This is a genomic window from Mycobacterium intracellulare ATCC 13950 (assembly GCF_000277125.1).
GTDB classification, from domain to species: Bacteria; Actinomycetota; Actinomycetes; order Mycobacteriales; family Mycobacteriaceae; genus Mycobacterium; species Mycobacterium intracellulare.
In genome coordinates this window covers 2,339,962-2,356,009 of record NC_016946.1, presented here as the reverse complement: position 1 = coordinate 2,356,009, position 16,048 = coordinate 2,339,962, and the positions used below count along the sequence as shown (strand labels likewise).

Genomic DNA, 16,048 nt, shown 5'->3' with positions numbered 1-16,048 from the left:
CCGACGCGGGAGCCGGGCAATCGAGCACCCGCAATCACCCACGAGCGCGCGCGACATAAAGCGTTGCGACGACGCACGACGTGTCGTCGCAATGCTTTATGTGTCGATGGTTTACGCCTCGACGGCGATACGCGTCAGCGCTCGTCGACCACGCGGCGCAGCTGGCGGATATGCAGCCACTCGACCGCCGGCATCGCCGCGGTGATGGCACCGGCGAATACATACGCCGTCCAGGACGCGCCGTCGTGGCCGACGGCCATCAGGTAGGTCGCCGTCGCGACCGCGATCAGCGCCGCACCCATGGTGCCGGTCAGTATGACCGTGCCGCGTAACCAGACTCGGTCCACCGTCTCCCCTGACCACTCGGCATCCGTCTTCGGCGGCGCCGCCTGCACCGTGGCCTGCCGGGCCCGCTCGGCCGCCGTGCGCGGCGCCTGAGACATCAGGCGCACCGGCGGCCGGTTCGGCGCTGTCATCGCCCGGGCGGCCGGCTCGGACTGAGACATCCGCCGGGCCCGCAACAGTATTGGGATCGCGCCCGCGATGATCAGCGCGGAAACGATGATGACCGCATACAACACCCACGTGGTGTGCGGGCTGCTGGCCGATTTGTGAAAGCCCCGGCCCAAATCGGTGAGCGCGACGGCCGCGGCCACGCTGACGCCCAACAGCACCAGGTAGATGGCGGCGCACGCGCCGAGCAAAATGCGGTCGATCACCTCGGGCGAAACGGTGTCGTCGCCGATCCCGCGCCGGTATGCCGAATATCTGCTGACCATCAGCAGCTCGTCTGCGGCGAGTCGTTGCTGTTCGACGACAGCACGGTTCCGTCGCTCGTCGTGATCGAGCAATTGAGCCTGCTGACCCGGAACAGGCTGGAGGCCTCCACCGAGCCCACGTCGGATTGCGAGATCGGGGTGACGGTCATCGACCAGGGGATGTACACGTTGTGCTGGGTGCGCCGCCGCCCGGACGCGTCGACGTAGGTCACCGAAATGATGTCGCCCGGGGCCTTGGTGCCGGTCACCGAGTAGGTGACCTGCCGCGGCCCGGCCGGCGTCGTGGGCGGCGGTGGCGCCGCCGCGGTGGAGGTCGCCGGCGGCGCCGGAGCGGGTGCGGGCGGGGGCGGCGGTGCCGGAGAGGGCGTCACCGTCACAGTCTGTGTCTCCGTTGCTGTCGGGGGCGGCGGCGGTTCGGTCGTGGGTGGCGGTGGAGGCGGCGGCGGTGGTTTGGTGGTCGTGATCTCGTCCTGCATCGGCGGCGTGGACGGGGCGGTGGTGGTGTTGGGGTTGGCCAGCTTGGTGGTGTCGGTCCGGGCGAACAGCAACGACACCGATACGACGAGCGCGATCGCGGCCACGATGGCGGCGATCCCCACCACCCACGGCCAGCGCGCGGTGCTGCGTTCGTCCTCGTCGGCGGACTCGTCGTAGTCCTCATAGTCGTAGAGCCGCAGATCGGCGGGTAGGTAGGGGCCGCTGGTGAAGTGCTCGGACTCCGGGGCCGAGTAGGCACGCGAGTATGCGTCCGTCTGGTCAGCGGCGGCCAGTTCGGCGCTGTCGTCGAAGGGTTCCGCCGCGCCCTCGACGTCGTGGTCGCCGCCGGGCTCCCCGTCGTCAGCGGGGTCGTCACCGGCGTCCGCGTGGTGGCTGATCGGGTCGACAGGATCGGATTCGTCAGGTTCCCATCCCGGGGGTTTCGACCCGCTCATCTCTGCCCTTTGCCTACCCTGTTCGACTGCATCACCTGCGCGTAAAACTCCGCAATCACCTCGTTGCCGGGCGCGCTGGGAACTTCTCATTGCCTGCGCGAAACACTACCGAACCCAAAACGGGCAGAGCCGCCGTGGCGATCGGCGCAAGCGATCACGTGATCGGATTGTGACCTTTATGCCGCGAATCAGTGCTTCTCAGGACCCAGGTAGTACTCGAAGACCAGTCCGGCCACCGACGACAGGACGAACATGACCCCGGCGAAGATCAGCCACGGCAGCCACAGCCCGATGCCCACCGCCACCACCGAGCCCGACAGCGCGATCAGGATCGGCCACCAGCTGTGCGGGCTGAAGAAGCCCAATTCCCCTGCTCCGTCGCTGATCTCGGCGCCTTCGTAGTCCTCGGGCCGGGTGTCGAGCCGGCGCGCCACGAACCGGAAGAAGGTGGCCACGATCAGCGCGAGCCCACCCGTCAGCGCGAGCGCGGTGGTGCCCGCCCATTCCTCCCCGCCGGTGGCGAACAGCGCGGTCAAAACCCCGTAGAGCAGCGCAACCACAAAGAAGAACCCGGCGATGAACTCGAATAGCCTGGCTTCGATATGCATTTGGTGTCCTAACCTACTGGCTTAACTGGCCGCGGCGGGTGTCGAACGGGTGCGTGGTCACCGCGGCGGGAGGTTGTCCGATCGCCTGCAGCGCCGCGGCGTTGCTCTTGCCATCCATCCGCTGCTGCAGGTAGGCCTTGAAGTCGTTGGGAGACACCACGCGAACCTCGAAATTCATCATCGAGTGATAGGTGCCACAGAACTCGGCGCAGTGGCCGACGAACGCCCCGGGCGTGTTGATCTCTTCGACCTGGAAGACGTGCACGGAGTTGTTCGCGTCGGCGTTCGGGATGACGTCGCGCTTGAACAAGAACTCGGGAACCCAGAACGTGTGGACGACGTCGGCGGACGCCAGATCGAATTCGATGCGCTTGCCGGTCGGGAGCACCAGCACCGGGATCTCGTCACTGGTTCCCAGCGTCTCGACCTTGTCGTAGTTCAGGTAGGTGCGGTCCGAGGTGTTGAGGCCGCGGACGGGCCCGACCAGCTCTTCGCCGTGCTCGTCCTTGCCTTCCGGCTTGGACACCATCGCCTTCTTGCGCGCCGCGTCCGCACCGTCGTAGGTCAGCGTGCCGTCCTTGAAATCGACGCGCTGATAGCCGAACTTCCAGTTCCACTGGAATGCCGTGACGTCGATCACCACTTCGGGATCCTTGGCGATGTGCAGCATCTTCTCCTGCACCACGACGGTGAAGTAGAACAGCACCGAGATGATGAGGAACGGCGTCACGGTGAGCGCCAGCTCCAAAGGCATGTTGTAGCCGAACTGGCGGGGCAACTCGGTGTCGGTCGCCTTTTTGCGGTGGAACGCCGAGGACCAGAAGATCAGGCCGTAGACGATGACACCGACGACCAGCGAGGCGATCACCGCGCCGATCCACAGCTCCCGGTTGAGCTGCGCCTGCGGCGTGATCCCCCTCGGCCAGCCCAGGGCCAGCGCGTCGGCCCAGCTGCTGCACCCGCTCAGGAACATCGCCAGCACACCCAGCGTCACGGCCAGCGCCAGCGGCCGGAGACGGCGGGAAAGACCGGTGGCGGAGCCCCCAGGACGGCGCTGAAACCTACCCTGCGACAAAGATTGCGAACGGTCCTGCTCGCGAGGGGTCACGTTGGCGCCTCCTGCTCGGATATCGAATACTACGCAGCGTAGACCACGCGCCTGAGGCGGGCGACGAAACCCCGGCCCGCCAGTCTCGCGCCGTGCCGGGTGCGACGTCCACGAGCGGTCGCCAAGTGCGGCATACTGGGGCGCCGTGTGTGGTCTGCTGGCGTTCGTTGCCGCCCCCGAGGACGGGGACAAGGAGGCGGCCGCCGCCCGCGCCGACGACGCGATCGCGCGCGCGTCGCATTCGATGCGCCACCGCGGGCCCGACGAGCCCGGCACCTGGGTCGACCCGGACACCGACGGTTCGGTGGTGTTCGGCTTCAACCGGCTGTCCATCATCGACATCGCGCATTCGCACCAGCCGCTGCGCTGGGGGCCGCCGGAGGCGCCCGACCGCTACGTGCTGGTGTTCAACGGCGAGATCTACAATTACCTGGAGCTGCGCGACGAACTGGCCACCTCCCATGGGGCCGTCTTCGCCACCGACGGTGACGGCGAGGCCGTCGTCGCCGGCTACCACTACTGGGGCACCGATGTCCTGACCCGGTTGCGCGGCATGTTCGCCTTCGCGCTGTGGGACACCGTTACCCGCGAATTGTTCTGCGCCCGAGACCCTTTCGGCATCAAACCGCTGTTCATGGCGACCGGTGCCGGCGGCACCGCGGTGGCCAGCGAGAAAAAGTGTCTGCTGGATTTGGCCGAGCTCATCGGGTTCGACACGCGCATCGACGAGCGGGCGGTGCAGCACTACACCGTCCTGCAGTACGTGCCCGAGCCCGAGACGTTGCACCGCGGGGTGCGCCGGCTGGAATCGGGCTGCTACGCCCGGATCCGCCCCGACCGCCTGCAACCCGAGGTCACCCGGTACTTCGTGCCCCGGTTCGCCGCCACCCCGATCGCCCGCGGCAGCGAGCAGGCCCGGTACGACGAGATCACCGCGGTGCTCGAGGACTCGGTGGCCAAGCACATGCGCGCCGACGTGACGGTCGGGTCCTTCCTTTCCGGCGGGATCGACTCCACCGCCATCGCGGCGCTGGCCATCCGGCACAACCCGCGGCTGATCACGTTCACCACCGGCTTCGAGCGGGAGGGATTCTCCGAGATCGACGTCGCGGTGGCCTCGGCCGAGGCGATCGGCGCGCGCCACATCGCCAAGGTGGTCACGCCGGACGAGTTCGTCGCCGCCCTGCCCGAGATCGTCTGGTACCTCGACGAGCCCGTCGCCGACCCGGCGCTGGTGCCGCTGTTCTTCGTCGCTCGCGAGGCCCGTAAGCACGTCAAGGTGGTGCTGTCCGGCGAGGGCGCCGACGAGTTGTTCGGCGGCTACACGATCTACCGGGAGCCGTTGTCGCTGAGGCCCTTCGACTATCTGCCGCGTCCGCTGCGGCGGTCGATGGGCAAGGTGTCGCGCCCGCTGCCCGAGGGGATGCGGGGCAAGAGCCTGCTGCACCGCGGCTCGCTGACGCTCGAAGAGCGTTACTACGGCAACGCCCGCAGCTTCTCCGACGCGCAGCTGCGCGACGCGCTGCCCGGCTTCCGCCCGGAGTGGACCCACACCGACGTGACCGCGCCGCTGTACGCCGAGTCGGCGGGCTGGGACCCGGTGGCCCGCATGCAGCACATCGACCTGTTCACCTGGCTGCGCGGCGACATCCTGGTCAAGGCCGACAAGATGACGATGGCCAACTCGCTGGAGCTTCGGGTGCCGTTCCTGGATCCCGAGGTGTTCGCCGTGGCGTCCCGGTTGCCCGTCGACGCCAAGATCACCCGCACGACCACCAAGTACGCGTTGCGCCGCGCGCTCGAGCCGATCGTCCCCGCGCACGTGCTGCACCGGCCCAAGCTCGGGTTCCCGGTGCCGATCCGGCACTGGTTGCGCACCGGCGAGCTGCTGGAGTGGGCCTACGAGCTGGTGGCGTCGTCGCAGGCGGACCACCTGGTGGACCGGGCGGCCGTGCGCCGGATGCTCGACGAGCACCGCAGCGGCGCCGGCGATCACAGCCGCCGGCTGTGGACGCTGCTGATCTTCATGCTCTGGCACGCGATCTTCGTCGAGCGCAGCGTGGTGCCGCAGATCAGCGAGCCGATGTATCCGGTGCAGCTGTAAGCCCGGATTCGCGTGTGAATCCTGGGCTTTCGTCGTGAACCCTGGGCGCGGTGTGTCGGGGCGGTTTCAAGGTTTGGTTGCAACAGTGGTTCCTGTCGGAGTTGACAGTAGCCGGTTGAGGACCTGGGCGGGGCTGTCCCAACCGAAGCGTTTACGTGGGCGTTCGTTGAGTTCGGCGGCAACCTCGGCGAGGTAGTCCACCGAGTGCACGGATAAGTCGGTGCCTTTCGGGAAGTATTGGCGCAGAAGGCCATTGGTGTTCTCGTTGCTGCCACGCTGCCAGGGTGAGTGCGGATCGCAGAAGTAGATGTCGATGCCGGCGTCGATACTGATGCGGGCATGGCGCAGCATCTCGTGGCCTTGATCCCAGGTCAGCGAGCGGCGCAGCGCTTCAGGCAGGGTTTTGATGGTGGTGATCATCGCCTCAGCCACCGTGTCGGGATCGCGCCGGGCGGGCAGGTGCAGCAGTTGCACGAATCCGGTGGAGCGTTCCACCAGGGTGCCGATCTGGGAATGCTGGTTTTTGCCCAGGATCAGATCGCCCTCCCAGTGCCCGGGCACCGCGCGGTCAGCAGCCTCGGCGGGCCGCTCGCTGATGTTGACCATGCCCGGGATGCGGCCACAGCCAGTGCGGGCGCCGACCCTGGCACGTGGCTTGCGTAAGGCCCGCCCGGTCCGCAAACACTTGGTCAACTCGCGGCGCAGTTCCCCGCGTCCTTGCACGTAGAGCGCCTTGTAGATGGTTTCGTGGGACACCTGCATCTCCGGGCGATCGGGATAAGTCTTGGCCAACACCGAAGCGATCTGCTCGGGGCTGTACTTCTTGGCTAACCACGCTTGCACCTCGGTGCGCAAGACCGGGCAGCGACCCAGCTTGCCGGTCTTAGGCCGGCGCGCTCGCTGCTCACTGCGCAGCTGAGCAATCCGCGCCGAATAGCCTGATTTCGCGTCCCAGCCGGCCCGGCGGGCTCCGAAGCGATACCGGGCGCGATACCGGCCCACATACCCTCGCATCACGCCGTTGTGGGCGATCTCGCGCATGATCGTCGAAGGGGCCCGGCCCAACCGACGTGCCATCGAGCGGATCGACTCGCCTTGAGCCGCGCCGATCATGATCTGTTCGCGCTCATCCGCAGACAGCCGCGGCCGTTTCTGCCCCTCAGGGACAACCCATCGTGGATTCACGCCACCAAATCTGCGAAACCACTTGCTCCCGCACGTCGCCGACACGCCGACCGCACCCCCGGCATCCTCCGACGACAACCCCGCCGCGATCAATTCCCAATACCGACGCTGCACCGCCAACAGCTGAGGCTCACCCGTCATCAACACCCCTAACTACGAAGTGTTGCAATCACCCCTTGAGCCCAAGCGGCGTGTCGGCGCCGTCAGCGCACACTCGACGCCGTGGGTTCACACTCGATGCGGCCCGGGCGAGAAATGGCGTCGGGGAAACGGCGCTAGCCCAGCACCGCGGCGATCTCGGTGGCCGCCTCGTCGCCGTAGGCGTCGGCCAGACGGGTCTTGGCGACCTCGCGGTCCCACGCCCATTCCTGGGTTCCGGTCGACTCCAGCACCAGCACGGCCACCAGCGAGCCCAGCTGTGCCGAACGCTCGAGGTTCAGCCCGGCGCTGCGCCCGGTGAGGAAACCGGCCCGGAACGCATCACCGACACCGGTGGGGTCGGTCTGGCTGGTCTCGGGGACCACGCCGACGTGGGTGGTGGTGCCGTCACGCTCGACGATGTCGACGCCCTTGGCGCCGAGCGTGGTCACCCGCAGGCCCACCTTCTGCTGCACGTCGGCCTCGGACCAGCCGGTCTTGGAGAGCAGCAGCTCCCACTCGTAGTCGTTGGTGAACAGGTAGGCCGCGCCATCGACCAGCTTGTCGATCTCCTCCCCGGACAGGCGGGGCAGCTGCTGGGACGGGTCGGCGGCGAACGGCAGGCCGAGCTTGCGGCACTCCTCGGTGTGCACCACCATCGCGTCGGGGTCGTTGGCCCCGATGATCACCAGGTCGGGTTTGCCGACCGACGACGCGACGTCGGCAAGCTTGATGTTGCGGGCCTCGGACATGGCGCCGGGATAGAACGACGCGATCTGGGCCATGTCCTCGTCAGTGGTGCACACGAACCGTGCGGTGTGCGCGGTCTTCGAGATCAGCACGTGGTCGCAGTTGACGCCGTGGCTCTGCAGCCAGTCGCGATACTCGCCGAAATCGTCACCGGCCGCGCCGACCAGCGCGACGTCGCCGCCCAGCACACCGATGGCGAAGGCGATGTTGCCCGCCACGCCGCCGCGGTGAATCACCAAGTCGTCGACCAGGAAGCTCAGGGACACCTTCTGCAGGTGCTCGGCCAGCAGGTGCTCGGAAAACCGGCCGGGGAACCGCATCAGATTGTCGGTCGCAATCGAACCTGTCACCGCGATCGTCACGAAATCTCCATCCTTCGTTAGTAAGGTTATCTAGCTTACTCAGGCGCCTCCGACCGTCGTCGCGTGCACGGTCGCCGCAAGGTCTGCGCTAGCCTCCCTAGGGAACTCACTCAAGTCGCCGGGATCACAATGCGTGCGCCGCAACCCGCTTGCAGTCCCGTCTACCACCGTAGGAGAACCACGATGGCAGGCCCGCACTCGCCGAACCACGCTGGCGGCGGCAACGGACCGAGCGGACACGAGCCCCCAAGCGAATCCGAGCCACTCGAGTTCCCCGATGACCCCGCCACCGGCGGCCCGGGCTTCACCCCGGCTCCGCAGGCGGGACCCCCTCCGGGCAATTATGCCGGGCCGCCCCCGGGGCCGGCGCCGTATCCGCCGCCACGCTCCAGGCGGCGGCTGATCGTCGGCGTGGCGCTGGCCATCGCGCTCGTCGCGGTGATGACGGTGGCCATCGTCTACGGGGTGCGCACCAACGGGGCCAACACCGGCACCACGTTCTCCGAGGGCGCGGCGAAGACGGCGATTCAGGGATACCTGGACGCGCTCGAGCACCGCGACATCAACGAGATCGCCCGGAACGCGCTGTGCGGCCTCTACGACGCCGTCCAGGACAAGCGATCCGACCAGGCGCTGGCCAAGCTCAGCAGCGACGCATTCCGCAAGCAGTTCTCCGAGGTGGAGATCACCTCGATCGACAAGATCGTGTACCTGTCGCAGTACCAGGCTCAGGCGTTGTTCACCATGCGGGTGTCGCCGGTGAGCGGGGGACCCATGCGCGGGCAGGTGCAGGGCATCGCGCAGCTGCTCTTCCAGCGCGGCCAGATCATGGTGTGCTCATACGTGCTGCGCACCGGGGGCTCGTACTAGAGCTTTTCTTGCAGCGAGACCGCAACCGCCGACGGCCCTACTCGGGAACGCGTCGGTAGTCGCAGTCTCGCGGTGAAATCAGTTGAACGAGTCGCCGCAGGCGCACGACCCGCCGGCGTTGGGGTTGTCGATGGTGAACCCCTGCTTTTCGATGGTGTCCACGAAGTCGATGGACGCGCCCTCGACGTAGGGCGCGCTCATCCGGTCCACCGTCAGGGTCACACCCCCGAACTCCGCGATCAGGTCGCCGTCCAGCGACCGGTCGTCGAAGAAGAGGTTGTAGCGCAGCCCAGCGCACCCGCCCGGCTGGACCGCGATGCGCAGCGCCAGGTCGTCGCGACCCTCCTGGTCCAGCAGCGACTTGGCCTTGGTGGCGGCGGCCTCAGTCAGGATCACGCCGTGGGTCTTGGCGTTCGACTCGTTTTGCACCGTCATTGCTTCTCCTACATGCCTCATTTGTTGAGCGGGGACCGATCACGCCCGGCGCCGCCGGACTGCCGGAAAGTCCACACCATCAACGGTACCTTGCAGGACCGCTATTCCCGAGTCGCGCCGCCACAACGGAGGCCAGACCCATGAGCTGATTGGCGGCGTCGGCCTGGGCCAGCCGCACCGATCCGGCGTGCTCGGCGATCGACAACGCGGCCATGATGCCCGACGAGCGCACCGTCGCGTTGTCCAGATCGACCTGGCCGGCCAGGACCACCACCGGGATGCCCCGCGGCCGGGCGGCGTCGGCCAGAAAGCCCACCACCTTCCCGTGCAGGGACTGCTCGTCGAAACGGCCCTCGCCGGTGACGATCAACTCCGCCGTGTCGAGATCGTCGGAAAGCCGGGTGTGTTCGGCGATGATCGCGGCCCCGGACTCACACCGCCCGCCGAGCGCGAGCAGCCCGGCGCCGATGCCGCCGGCGGCGCCCGCGCCCGGTTCGGCGCTCACGTCGCGCCCGGCCACCGCCTCCAAAATGAGCGCCCAGGCTTGCAGCCGAACTTCCAGCGCCGCGACGGTGGCCGTGTCGGCGCCTTTCTGCGGCCCGAACACTCGGGCCGCTCCCCACGGACCGAGCAGGGGGTATTCGGTGTCGGAGGCGGCGATCAGCTCCACGTTGCCCAGTTGGCGGCGGGCGGTGTCCAGGCCGCCCAGCTCGGCGATCATGCCCTGGCCGCCGTCGGTGCACGCACTGCCACCCAACCCGACGACGATCCGCGTCGCCCCCACCCGCAGCGCCTCGGCGATCAGCTGCCCCACGCCTTTGCTGTGGGCCGCCATCGCGGTCTCTGGGGTGGGCGGACCGCCGAGCAGCGCCAAACCGCAGGCCTGGGCGCACTCCAGGTATGCGGTCGCCGACCCGGGATCGAAGACCCATTCGGCCTCCACCATGGCCTTTAGCGGCCCCGACACCCGCAATCGCCGCATCTCCCCCAGTCGGCTGGCCAACACCTCGACGAAGCCGGGCCCGCCGTCGGACTGCGGCGCGACGATGAACCGGTCGCCCGGACGCGACCGTGTCCAGCCGGTCGCGATGGCGGCGGAGGCTTCCAGGGCGGACATGCTGTCGGCGTAGCAGTCCGGGGCCACCAAAACCTGCATCGCGGGTAGCTGAAGGCGGCCGGGTGCCAGGCCGGGGGCAGCATCATCCGAGGCCATCGACCCGTCGTCCATCAAAGGCAGCCATTCATCACGTGTAAGAGTAGGGCCAAGTGCGGCACTAACGCAGGTCTAATAGCAAGGCATTCCAGGCGAATTCCGGCGCGCGTCATCCGCGAAGTAACCTGGCCCCTGTGAAGCTTTTGGGTCGCAAGAAGGGCCAGGACACCGACCTCGACGAAACCGTGGCCGTGTCGGCCGCCTCCGACGTTGCTGGCGGCCCGGACGCCGCACCCCGCCGGACCGGACCCAAGGGGCGCCCCACGCCCAAGCGCAACGAGGCCCGCCGGAACGCGAAGAAGGGCCCCGTCGCGCCCGCACCCATGACCTCCGCCGAGGCGCGGGCCCGGCGCAAATCGCTGGCCGGCCCCAAGCTCAGCCGCGAGGAGCGCCGCGCCGAAAAGACCGCCAACCGCGCGCGCATGTCGGAGCGCCGCAATCGCATGATGGCCGGCGAAGAGGGCTACCTGCTGCCGCGCGACCAGGGCCCGATCCGACGCTACGTGCGCGACGTGGTGGATTCCCGGCGCAACCTGCTGGGCCTGTTCATGCCGTCGACCCTGTTTTTGATGTTCGTCATGTTCGGCGTCCCGCAGCTGCAGCTCTGGATTTCCCCGGCGATGCTGGCGCTGATGGCGGTGATGAGCGTCGACGGCCTGATCCTGGGCCGCAAAGTCAGCAAGCTGGTCGACGCGAAATTCCCCGACAACACCGAAAGCCGTTGGAAGCTGGGCCTTTACGCCGCCGGCCGCGCCTCCCAGATGCGCCGGCTGCGGGCGCCGCGGCCCCAGGTCAAGCATGGCGCCAGTGTCGAATAACCCATACTTTTCGAAGGCCGGCTGACGCCGGTGCGCACCCTGGTGCTCGGCGGGATCAGGTCAGGCAAGTCACGGTGGGCGGAGGACGCCATCGCCGCGGGGTTGCCGCCCGGCCGGCCGGTCCATTACCTGGCTCCCGGTCCGGCCGGTGCCGACGACGCGGCCTGGGCGCACCGGGTCGCCGAGCATCGTGAGCGCCGGCCCGCGCATTGGTCGACGATCGAAGCCTGCGACATCGCAACGCAATTGCGCCAATCCGCGGACACCCCCACCCTGGTCGACGATCTGGGCACCTGGCTGGCCGGCGCGATGGACCGCGAGAACGCATGGGAGGGGGGCTCGGTGGCGGCGCCGGTCGACGACGTGCTGTCCGCGGTCGGCGGCTTCGCCTCGACACTGGTGCTGGTCAGCCCGGAAGTCGGGCTGACCGTCGTGCCCGCCACCGCCGCCGGGCGCCGGTTCGCCGACGAACTCGGCGGCCTCAACCAGCGCCTCGCCCGGCTGTGCGATCGGGTGGTGCTGGTGGTGGCCGGGCAGGCGGTGCCGATCAAACCGTCGGGGGCCTAATGGAATTCGCCGTCGTGTCACCGCCCGACGCGGGCGCCGCGGCCGCCGCCCGCGCGCGCCAGGACGCCCTCACCAAGCCGCGCGGCGCGCTGGGCCGCCTCGAGGACCTGTCGGTGTGGATCGCGTCGTGCCAGGGGCAATGCCCCCCGCGAGGGTTCGAGCGCGCCCGGGTGGTGGTGTTCGCCGGTGACCACGGCGTCGCCCGCTCGGGGGTGTCGGCGTACCCGCCGGAGGTGACCGCGCAGATGGTCGCCAACATCGACGCGGGCGGGGCAGCGATCAACGCGCTGACCGGCATCGCCGGGGCGAGCGTGCGCGTCGCGGACCTGGCGGTCGACGCGGAGGCGCTCAGTCCACCGATCGGCGCCCACAAGGTGCGGCGCGGCAGCGGCGACATCAGGATGCAGGACGCGTTGAGCGACGAGGAGACCGAGCGGGCCCTGGCCGCCGGCGCCGCCATCGCCGACGAGGAGGTCGACGCGGGCGCGGATCTGCTGATCGCCGGTGACATGGGCATCGGAAACACCACGGCCGCAGCGGTTTTGGTGGCGGCTTTGACCAACGCCGAGCCGGTCGTGGTGGTGGGCTTCGGCACCGGGATCGACGACGCCGGGTGGGGACGCAAGACCGCCGCGGTGCGCGACGCCCTGTTCCGGGCGCGGCAGGTGCTGCCGGATCCGGTCGCGCTGCTGCGCTGCGCGGGCGGGGCGGATCTGGCGGCGATGGCGGGCTTTTGCGCGCACGCCGCGGTGCGGCGCACGCCGCTGCTGCTCGACGGCATGGCGGTGACCGCGGCCGCGCTGGTCGCCGAGCACCTGGCTCCCGGCGCCCGGATGTGGTGGCAGGCCGGTCACCGGTCCACCGAGCCGGGCCACGCGTTGGCGCTCACGGCACTGGATCTGGAGCCGATCCTCGACCTGCGCATGCGGCTGGGCGAGGGAACCGGCGCCGCGCTGGCGGTGCCGGTGCTGCGCGCCGCGGTGGCCGCCCTGTCGTCGATGGCCACGTTCACCGAGGCCGGCGTGTCCAACCGCCCCGACCAGGCTGCTCCCCCGTCGTGATCCGTTCGCTGGCAACGGCTTTCGCGTTCGGTACGGTGCTGCCCGTCCCGGGTGCGCGGACCGCGCCGATGGGCCGCGGCGCCCTGACGGCGTTTCCGGTGGTGGGCGCGGGCCTGGGGGCGTTGGCCGCGGCCATCACCTGGGGCGCGGAGCTGGCCTTCGGCCGGTGCACCCCGCTGGCGGGGGTGCTTGCGGTCGTGGTGCTGCTGCTGATCACGCGTGGCCTACACGTCGACGGTGTCGCCGACACCGCCGACGGCCTGGGCTGCTACGGGCCGCCGCAGCGGGCGCTGGCGGTGATGCGGGAGGGATCGACCGGGCCGTTCGGGGTGGCCGCCGTCGTCGTCGTGGTGCTGCTGCAGGGGCTGGCGTTCTCGGCGCTGGGCGCGGGCGGCGGGGTGCGCGGCGTCGTCGGGATCGCCGTGGCGGTGTTCGCCGGGCGGGTCGCCGCGGTGCTGGCCGGTCACCGCGCGGTGCCGGCCGCCGAGGGCAGCGCGCTGGGTGCGGCGGTCGCCGGCAGCCAGCCGACGGCGGTGGTGACGGCCTGGGTCGCGGTGCTGCTGGGGATTTCGCTGGCGGCCGGGCCGCGGCCGTGGCACGGACCGGCGGCGGCGTTGCTGGGCCTGGGCTGCGGCGCGGTCCTGGTGCGGCACTGCGCGCGCCGCTTCGGCGGGATCACCGGCGACGTGCTGGGCGCCGCGATCGAGCTGACGACGACGGTGTGCGCGGTGGCGCTCGCGGCCCTGGTGCGGTTCTAACGCGCCGAGCGCCCGGCCAGCCGGGCGCCGACACCCGAGCGCCCGCCTGGCCGGGCGATCGAGCGGCTACCCGAGCTGCCTACCCGAGCCGGGCCATCCAGCCGTGGGTGTCGGCGAAGGTGCCCCGCTGAATCCCGGTGAGCGTGTCGCGCAACGCCATCGTCACCTCGCCGGATTGGCCGTCGGCGATGGTGAATTCGGCGTCGCCGTACTTGACGTGGGAGACGGGTGTGATGACCGCGGCGGTGCCGCAGGCGAACACCTCGGTGATCTCGCCGGCGGCGGCCTTCTTCTGCCACTCGTCGATGTCGATCTTGCGTTCCTCGACGGAGAACCCGGCGTCAATGGCCAACTGCAGCAACGAATCTCGCGTGATCCCGGGTAGCAGTGAGCCGGACAGTTCCGGCGTGACCAGCCGCGCCGACCCGCCGCTGCCGAACACGAAGAAGATGTTCATGCCGCCCATCTCCTCGACGAAGCGTCGCTCGACGGCGTCCAGCCACACCACCTGGTCGCAGTCGTGAGCCGCGGCTTCGGCCTGGGCGGACAGCGAGGCGGCGTAGTTGCCGCCGAACTTGGCCGCGCCGGTGCCGCCGGGGCTGGCCCGCACGTACTCCGTCGACACCCAGACCGTGACGGGGTTGATGCCGCCCTTGAAGTAGGCGCCGGCCGGCGAGGCGATCAGCAGGTAGCGGTATTGCCGGGAGGGCCGCACGCCCAGTCCGGGCTCGGTGGCGATGACGAACGGGCGCAGATACAGCGCCTCTTCCCCACCGGCGGACGGGACCCAGGCGTTGTCGACGGCGATGAGCTGGCGCAAGGATTCCATGAACAGCTCTTCGGGCAGTTCGGGAATCGCCAGCCGTCGCGCCGACGAACGCAGCCGGGCGGCGTTGGCCTCGGCGCGAAACGAGACGATCGAGCCGTCCGCCCAGCGGTACGCCTTGAGGCCCTCGAAGATTTCCTGGGCGTAGTGCAGCACGAGCGCCGACGGGTCCAACTCGATCGGGCCGTAGGGGATGACGCGCGCGTCGTGCCAGCCCCGGCCCTCGTCGTACTCGATCGCCACCATGTGGTCGGTGAAGTATTTACCGAAACCCGGCTCGGCCAGGATGGTTTCGCGTTCGGTGTCGGTCGCCGGACGTGTCGAGCGCGAAACCGTGAACTCGAGGGAGCCACTGGTCATCCGCCGATTGTATATCCGCCCGCCGAATCGGATTTCGCCCGCGCGGGCGGCGTGGCTAGCGGGTTTTCACCGCGACGAACGGCGGGCGCACGACTTCGCAGGCTGCGCGACGGCCGCGGACGTCGACGGTGATCTCCTGGCCGTCCTCGACCCCGGCGTCGGTGTCGACGAGCGCCAGCGCGATGCCGGCCTGCAGCGTCGGCGAAAAGGTACCCGAGGTGGTCACCCCGACCGGGGTGTCGCCGGCCAGCACGGTCTGCCCGGCGCGCAGCACCCCGCGGCCGGTCATCCGCAGCCCGCGCAGCAGCCGCCGCGGCCCCGCCTCCTTCTCGGCCAGCAGGGCGTCGCGGCCGAAGAACGCCTCCTTCTTCCAGCCGATCGCCCAGCCGCAGCGGGCCTGCAGCGGGGAAATGTCGAGCGACAGTTCGTGCCCGTGCAGTGGATAGCCCATCTCGGTGCGCAGCGTGTCGCGGGCGCCCAAGCCGGCCGGCTCGCCGCCGGCCGCCTTGACCGCGGCGGCCAGCGCGTCGAACACCACACCGGCGGACTCCCACGGCGGCAGCAGCTCGTAGCCGTGCTCGCCGGTGTAGCCGGTGCGGCAGACCCGCACCGGTACCCCGGAATACGAGGTGTCGGCGTAGGCCATGTAATCCATGTCGGTGGGCAGGCCCAGCTCGCCGAGCACGTCGGCCGAGCGCGGGCCCTGCACGGCCAGCACCGCATAGGAGCGATGCAGGTTGGTGATGGTCAGTTCGGGTGGCGCGGCCGCCTGTAGCGCGTCGACCACGGCCGCGGTGTTGGCGGCGTTGGGCACCAGAAAGATCTCGTCGTCGTCGACGTAGTAGGCGATCAAATCGTCGACGACCCCGCCGGATTCGGTGCAGCACAGGGTGTATTGCGCCTTGCCGGGCCCGATCCGGTTCAGGTCGTTGGTGAGCGCGGCGTTGACGAACCGCGCGGCGCCCGGCCCGCGCACCAACGCCTTGCCCAGGTGGCTGACGTCGAACAGGCCGACCGCGTTGCGCGTCGCGTTGTGCTCGCTGACCGTGCCCGCATACGACACCGGCATCAACCAGCCGCCGAACTCGGCGAAGCTGGCACCCAGGTCGCGGTGACGGTCTTCTAACGGTCCGTGCAGAAGGTCGGCTTCGTTGCTCACGACTCTTCACCCTAA

The 16,048-nt window shown here is 69.4% G+C and carries 16 protein-coding genes; 6 read left to right on the top strand and 10 right to left on the bottom strand.

From position 1 onward, the window contains the following. Positions 1-134 precede the first annotated feature (134 nt). The 4 genes from OCU_RS36030 to ctaC form a co-directional block, all read right to left on the bottom strand. Complete coding sequence (locus OCU_RS36030) at positions 135-779, bottom strand: DUF2561 family protein (RefSeq protein WP_009957143.1); 645 nt, start codon at positions 777-779, stop codon at positions 135-137. Continuing rightward, positions 779-1,711, bottom strand: coding sequence for an MmpS family transport accessory protein (locus OCU_RS36025; protein WP_008256057.1), 933 nt, complete (start codon positions 1,709-1,711; stop codon positions 779-781). Before OCU_RS36025 ends, OCU_RS36030 begins: the two co-directional genes overlap by 1 nt. A gap of 188 nt (positions 1,712-1,899) precedes the next feature. Further along, positions 1,900-2,319 (bottom strand): cytochrome c oxidase subunit 4, encoded by a 420-nt coding sequence (locus OCU_RS36020; protein WP_008256055.1) that lies wholly within the window; start codon positions 2,317-2,319, stop codon positions 1,900-1,902. Between the two features lie 13 nt (positions 2,320-2,332). Then, entirely contained in the window at positions 2,333-3,427 is a 1,095-nt protein-coding gene (gene ctaC / locus OCU_RS36015) for an aa3-type cytochrome oxidase subunit II (RefSeq protein WP_026071572.1), read from the bottom strand. Between the two features lie 145 nt (positions 3,428-3,572). On the opposite strand from ctaC, the gene asnB reads away from it, so the two are divergent. Beyond that, complete coding sequence (gene asnB / locus OCU_RS36010; protein WP_014379955.1) at positions 3,573-5,531, top strand: asparagine synthase (glutamine-hydrolyzing); 1,959 nt, start codon at positions 3,573-3,575, stop codon at positions 5,529-5,531. Positions 5,532-5,597: 66 nt separating this feature from the next. Here asnB and OCU_RS36005 read toward each other — a convergent pair whose 3' ends face one another. Further along, a complete protein-coding gene (locus OCU_RS36005) occupies positions 5,598-6,857 on the bottom strand; it encodes an IS30 family transposase (RefSeq protein WP_168162058.1) in 1,260 nt (419 codons plus the stop codon). Between the two features lie 134 nt (positions 6,858-6,991). Further along, a complete protein-coding gene (locus OCU_RS36000) occupies positions 6,992-7,966 on the bottom strand; it encodes a carbohydrate kinase family protein (RefSeq protein ID WP_009957664.1) in 975 nt (324 codons plus the stop codon). Positions 7,967-8,149: 183 nt separating this feature from the next. Here OCU_RS36000 and OCU_RS35995 point away from each other — a divergent pair, with 183 nt between their 5' ends. Beyond that, positions 8,150-8,836, top strand: a complete 687-nt coding sequence (locus tag OCU_RS35995) for an Rv0361 family membrane protein (protein WP_014379954.1) — start codon at positions 8,150-8,152, stop codon at positions 8,834-8,836. Positions 8,837-8,914: 78 nt separating this feature from the next. Here the strand turns inward: OCU_RS35995 and OCU_RS35990 are convergent, their stop codons facing one another. Together OCU_RS35990 and OCU_RS35985 are read right to left on the bottom strand one after the other, a co-directional pair. Next, complete coding sequence (locus OCU_RS35990; protein ID WP_008256050.1) at positions 8,915-9,271, bottom strand: HesB/IscA family protein; 357 nt, start codon at positions 9,269-9,271, stop codon at positions 8,915-8,917. Positions 9,272-9,350: 79 nt separating this feature from the next. Next, on the bottom strand, positions 9,351-10,427 hold the full coding sequence (locus tag OCU_RS35985) for a glycerate kinase family protein (protein ID WP_008256049.1): 1,077 nt from the start codon (positions 10,425-10,427) through the stop codon (positions 9,351-9,353). Positions 10,428-10,669: 242 nt separating this feature from the next. On the opposite strand from OCU_RS35985, the gene OCU_RS35980 reads away from it, so the two are divergent. Genes OCU_RS35980 through OCU_RS35965 form a run of 4 tightly spaced genes read left to right on the top strand, consistent with a single transcriptional unit; the run spans position 10,670 to position 13,688 of the window. Further along, positions 10,670-11,302, top strand: coding sequence for a DUF3043 domain-containing protein (locus OCU_RS35980; protein ID WP_225331213.1), 633 nt, complete (start codon positions 10,670-10,672; stop codon positions 11,300-11,302). 30 nt (positions 11,303-11,332) lie between these two features. Continuing rightward, complete coding sequence (locus OCU_RS35975; RefSeq protein WP_014379953.1) at positions 11,333-11,869, top strand: bifunctional adenosylcobinamide kinase/adenosylcobinamide-phosphate guanylyltransferase; 537 nt, start codon at positions 11,333-11,335, stop codon at positions 11,867-11,869. Then, entirely contained in the window at positions 11,869-12,930 is a 1,062-nt protein-coding gene (cobT, locus tag OCU_RS35970; RefSeq protein WP_014379952.1) for a nicotinate-nucleotide--dimethylbenzimidazole phosphoribosyltransferase, read from the top strand. Before OCU_RS35975 ends, cobT begins: the two co-directional genes overlap by 1 nt. Continuing rightward, positions 12,927-13,688, top strand: a complete 762-nt coding sequence (locus OCU_RS35965) for an adenosylcobinamide-GDP ribazoletransferase (RefSeq protein WP_014379951.1) — start codon at positions 12,927-12,929, stop codon at positions 13,686-13,688. Before cobT ends, OCU_RS35965 begins: the two co-directional genes overlap by 4 nt. A 79-nt stretch (positions 13,689-13,767) precedes the next feature. Here the strand turns inward: OCU_RS35965 and OCU_RS35960 are convergent, their stop codons facing one another. Together OCU_RS35960 and gcvT are read right to left on the bottom strand one after the other, a co-directional pair. Further along, a complete protein-coding gene (locus OCU_RS35960; RefSeq protein WP_008256044.1) occupies positions 13,768-14,874 on the bottom strand; it encodes a branched-chain amino acid aminotransferase in 1,107 nt (368 codons plus the stop codon). 55 nt (positions 14,875-14,929) lie between these two features. Continuing rightward, a complete protein-coding gene (gcvT, locus tag OCU_RS35955; RefSeq protein WP_014379950.1) occupies positions 14,930-16,033 on the bottom strand; it encodes a glycine cleavage system aminomethyltransferase GcvT in 1,104 nt (367 codons plus the stop codon). Positions 16,034-16,048 lie beyond the last annotated feature (15 nt).

Excerpts from the sequence above, each read along its gene's own strand:
- OCU_RS36020 (WP_008256055.1), bottom strand. The coding sequence starts at position 2,319 with ATGCATATCGAAGCCAGGCTATTCGAGTTCATCGCCGGGTTCTTCTTT.
- cobT (WP_014379952.1), top strand. The coding sequence starts at position 11,869 with ATGGAATTCGCCGTCGTGTCACCGCCCGACGCGGGCGCCGCGGCCGCC.
- OCU_RS35995 (WP_014379954.1), top strand. The coding sequence starts at position 8,150 with ATGGCAGGCCCGCACTCGCCGAACCACGCTGGCGGCGGCAACGGACCG.
- OCU_RS36025 (WP_008256057.1), bottom strand. The coding sequence starts at position 1,711 with ATGAGCGGGTCGAAACCCCCGGGATGGGAACCTGACGAATCCGATCCT.
- OCU_RS35990 (WP_008256050.1), bottom strand. The coding sequence starts at position 9,271 with ATGACGGTGCAAAACGAGTCGAACGCCAAGACCCACGGCGTGATCCTG.
- OCU_RS35960 (WP_008256044.1), bottom strand. The coding sequence starts at position 14,874 with ATGACCAGTGGCTCCCTCGAGTTCACGGTTTCGCGCTCGACACGTCCG.
- OCU_RS36005 (WP_168162058.1), bottom strand. The coding sequence starts at position 6,857 with ATGACGGGTGAGCCTCAGCTGTTGGCGGTGCAGCGTCGGTATTGGGAA.
- OCU_RS36030 (WP_009957143.1), bottom strand. The coding sequence starts at position 779 with ATGGTCAGCAGATATTCGGCATACCGGCGCGGGATCGGCGACGACACC.
- OCU_RS35985 (WP_008256049.1), bottom strand. The coding sequence starts at position 10,427 with ATGCAGGTTTTGGTGGCCCCGGACTGCTACGCCGACAGCATGTCCGCC.